This window comes from Streptomyces lycii (genome assembly GCF_009735685.1).
GTDB classification, from domain to species: domain Bacteria; phylum Actinomycetota; class Actinomycetes; order Streptomycetales; family Streptomycetaceae; genus Streptomyces; species Streptomyces lycii.
On the sequence record NZ_WHPN01000143.1, the window covers coordinates 1 to 3,574 of the forward strand.

Consider the following 3,574-nt stretch of genomic DNA (forward strand, 5'->3'; position numbering starts at 1 on the left):
CCCCCGCCGCGCCGGTCAGCCTGTCGAAGGTCACGCTGACCAAGGAGGCCCCGTCGGTCTCCCTCACGAAGCAGGGCGGTACCTCCGGCGCCATGCGCGTCAACCTCAACTGGCAGATGCGCAAGCAGTTCAAGGGCTGGGGCAGCAAGCTCGGTCGTGCCATGGCGATGCACGCCGACCTCGACCTCGACCTGTGCGCGCTGTTCGAGCTGAGCGACGGCAGCAAGGGTGTCGTCCAGGCGCTCGGCAATGCCTACGGCTCGCTCCAGCAGCCCCCGTTCGTCCTGCTGGACGGCGACGACCGCACCGGTGCCTCCGCCTCCGGCGAGAACCTCACGGTCAACCTGGACCGGAAGGACTACTTCCGCCGCCTGCTCATCTTCGTCACGATCTACGAGGGCGCCCGCAGCTTCGCCGACCTGGACGCGACGGTCACCCTCCAGCCGCAGCACGGGGCCCCGGTCGACTTCTCGCTCGGCGAGTGCACCGTGCCCTCGACGGTCTGCGCGCTCGCCCTGATCACCAACAACGGCGGTGACCTCGTCGTCCGGCGGGAGGCCCGCTTCCTCGTGCCCGAGCGCGGAGTCAGCCCGCAGCGCACGGTCGACCACGCCTACGGCTGGGGCATGAACTGGACGCCGGGACGCAAGTGACGCTCAGGTCCCGGCGCCCTCCTCGGCGGTGTTGGCCCGGCGCGCGTACGCCCGCCCCTTCCACACCGCCCCGCGCCCGCGGTGGTGCCGGACGGCGGAGTCCACGGTCATCAGCAGATAGAGCGAGGCGGTGAACGGCAGCAGCAGCGACGCCTTCAGCGGCTGCCCGTAGTAGCGCAGCATCGGCATGTACGCCCCGGCCATCAGCGCCCACGCCAGCCCGCCCGCCGCCGCGAGCCAGGGGTCGAGCGTGGCGGCCCCGGCCGCCAGCGCCACCGGCGGCACGAGGAACACCAGGGCCAGCCCGGCGACCGTCAGGAGGAGCAGCAGCGGATTGTGGCGCAACTGGGCGTACGCGGTGCGCGCCACCATGCCCCACAGTCCGGCCAGCCGCGGATACGGCCGGACGCTCCGCACCCGGTCCGCCAGGCCCAGCCAGATCCTCCCGCCGCTGTCCCGGACCGCCCGGGCGAGCGCGACGTCGTCGATCACCGCGTCCCGTACCGAGTCGGGATACCCGGCGCGCTCCGCCGCCTCGTCGCGCAGCAGCATGCAGCCGCCCGCCGCGGCGGCGGTGCGCGAGTCCGGGTCGTTGACCCGGCGGAAGGGGAACAGCAGCGCGAAGAAGTGGACGAAGGCCGGGACGACCAGCCGCTCCCAGGCGTTCGCCGCGCGCAGCCGGGCCATCAGCGACAGCAGGTCGAGGTCCGCGGCCCGGGCGGCGCTCACCAACTCCCGCAGGCTGTCCCGGTTGTGGGTGATGTCCGCGTCCGTGAGCAGCAGATAGTCGAGTTCCGGCATCTTGGAGCGGGCGAGCACCACACCGTGCCGCACCGCCCAGAGCTTTCCCGTCCAGCCGGGCTCGGGCTCGCCGGGGGAGTCGACGGTCAGCGGCAGCCCCGGCGGCTTCCGCGACGCCGCGAGCCGTGCGGCGAGCGCCCGCGCGACGTCGCCCGTGCCGTCGCTGCTCCCGTCGTCGACCAGGAACACCTCGGCGTGCCCGGGATACTCCTGGGTGAGCAGCGAACCCAGGGTGTCGGGCAGCAGAGCGGCCTCGTCCCGCGCCGGCACGACGACGGCGACGGAAGGCCAGGTCGTGGTCGACGTGCGCCGGCGCTCCGGGAGACGGACGTCGGTACGCCAGTAGAAGCCGCGGCCGAGCAGCAGCCATCCCCAGGCGAGCAGTGACACGGCGGCGATCCAGGTTAGGGCGCTCATTTTGCGCAGTGTGCCGGACATGTCGGTCTATGTCCCTGACGCGGGCCGCGTTTCGGCGCTGGATCACCTGTACGCGTTCCGGCGGGGCGGGGTACAGCACAGCCGGGCGGGACGGGGAGCGGGGAACGGCACGGCGCGGCGCGACGCCGCCCGGCCCGGGGAGCCGTGCAGACGGGCACGGGACGGCGCGGGTCACCGGGGACCGGCCGCCGGGGGCGGCACGGGGCATCGATTAGAGTTGCCGGGTGAAGATCGCGCTTGTGGACTCCGGCATCGGGCTGCTCGCGGCCGCCGCCGCCGTACGCGGACTGCGGCCCGACGCCGCGCTCGTCCTCTCCTCCGATCCCGGCACCATGCCGTGGGGGCCGCGCACTCCCGGGGAGGTCTCCGCGTACGCCCTCGCCTGCGCACGGGCCGCCGCGGCCCACCGGCCCGACGCGCTGATCGTCGCCTGCAACACCGCATCCGTGGCCGCGCTGCCCGCGCTGCGCGCGGAACTGGAGCCCGGGCTGCCGGTCATCGGAACCGTACCGGCGGTCAAGCCCGCGGCCGCGGCCGGCGGGCCCGTCGCCGTCTGGGCGACGCCCGCCACCACCGGCAGCGACTACCAGCGCGACCTGATCCGTGACTTCGCGGACGGGGTCCCGACGGCCGAAGTGCCCTGCCCGGGGCTGGCCGACGCCGTGGAACGCGCCGACGAGAGCGCGATCGACGCCGCCGTGGCCGCCGCCGCGGCCCTCACCCCGCCCGGTGTCGCCTCCGTCGTCCTGGGCTGCACCCACTACGAACTGGTCGCCGACCGCATCCGGGCGGCCGTCGCCACCGCTCCCGCCCCGCCGGTCACCCTCTTCGGGTCCGCCACGGCGGTCGCCGCACAGGCCCTGCGCCGCATCGGGGCCCGCCCCGACCCGGAGGCCGCGCGGTCCGGGGACCTCACGGTGCTGCTCGGCGGCACGGAGGCCGAGCTTCCGCCGGCCGCGCTGGCGTACGCCGAGGGGCGCGTGCTCGGCGCCGTGAGCCCCGCCCGCGGCTGACGGGCCGCGCCCGGCCGGAGTCAGGGAGCCGGGCGCACGTCCTTCGCCGGCGCCACGGAGCGCGCCGGCAGCTCGCTTCCGGCCAGCGGACGAGCCGTGGCCAGCCCCGCCAGCAGTCCGGCCGCCACCGTCACCTGAGCGAAGCTCAACGCGTTGCCGACGCTCGCCAGGGCCGCCAGCAGCGTCAGCGAAGCACCGGCCGTCAGCACCACCGGTGTCGGCCGGGGCGACCGGGCCAGCGCCACCAGCGTCCAGCCGAAGGCGGCACCGAGCAGGGCGACTCCCGGCAGGCCCTGTTCGGCCGCCAGCTGGAGCAGGGCCGAGTGCGGCTTGCCGCCGGACAGCGGTGCCGCCGCCACCGTTTCGCTCAGCGCGGCGAACCGGTCCGGCCCCGCCCCGAGCACCGGGCGTTCCCCGGCGATGGCCACGGCGTCCCGCCACAGCAGCACCCGGGACTCCGTGAGCCGGCCCTCCAGCGTCACCGACAGCCCGCGCGGCAGCGCCCCCTCGGCCAGTGCCCAGGTCCCGCCCGTGACCAGCAGCGCGGCCAGCGCGCACCCGGCGAGCCCGAGCAGTCTGCGCCGCGTCTGCGCGGCGGCCAGCGAGCACAGGAGCACGGCGAGCGCCGCGACGCACCCGGCCGGGGAACCGAGCAGCGCCCCGGCCACC

4 protein-coding genes are annotated in these 3,574 nt (G+C 75.5%); 2 read left to right on the plus strand and 2 right to left on the minus strand.

Going from position 1 to position 3,574, the window contains the following annotated elements; all coding sequences use genetic code 11:
- Positions 1–653, plus strand: a 653-nt coding sequence (locus tag GCU69_RS32550; protein ID WP_456243370.1) for a TerD family protein, incomplete at its 5' end; no start/stop codon positions are given.
- A gap of 3 nt (positions 654–656) precedes the next feature.
- Here the strand turns inward: GCU69_RS32550 and GCU69_RS05955 are convergent.
- Positions 657–1,871, minus strand: coding sequence for a glycosyltransferase (locus tag GCU69_RS05955; protein WP_156205327.1), 1,215 nt, complete (start codon positions 1,869–1,871; stop codon positions 657–659).
- A 245-nt stretch (positions 1,872–2,116) separates the two neighbouring features.
- Between GCU69_RS05955 and GCU69_RS05960 the strand changes: the two genes are divergently transcribed.
- Positions 2,117–2,905, plus strand: a complete 789-nt coding sequence (locus GCU69_RS05960; RefSeq protein WP_156205328.1) for a glutamate racemase — start codon at positions 2,117–2,119, stop codon at positions 2,903–2,905.
- Between the two features lie 20 nt (positions 2,906–2,925).
- Here the strand turns inward: GCU69_RS05960 and GCU69_RS05965 are convergent.
- On the minus strand, positions 2,926–3,574 hold a 649-nt coding region (locus GCU69_RS05965; RefSeq protein ID WP_170315784.1), incomplete at its 5' end, for an O-antigen ligase family protein.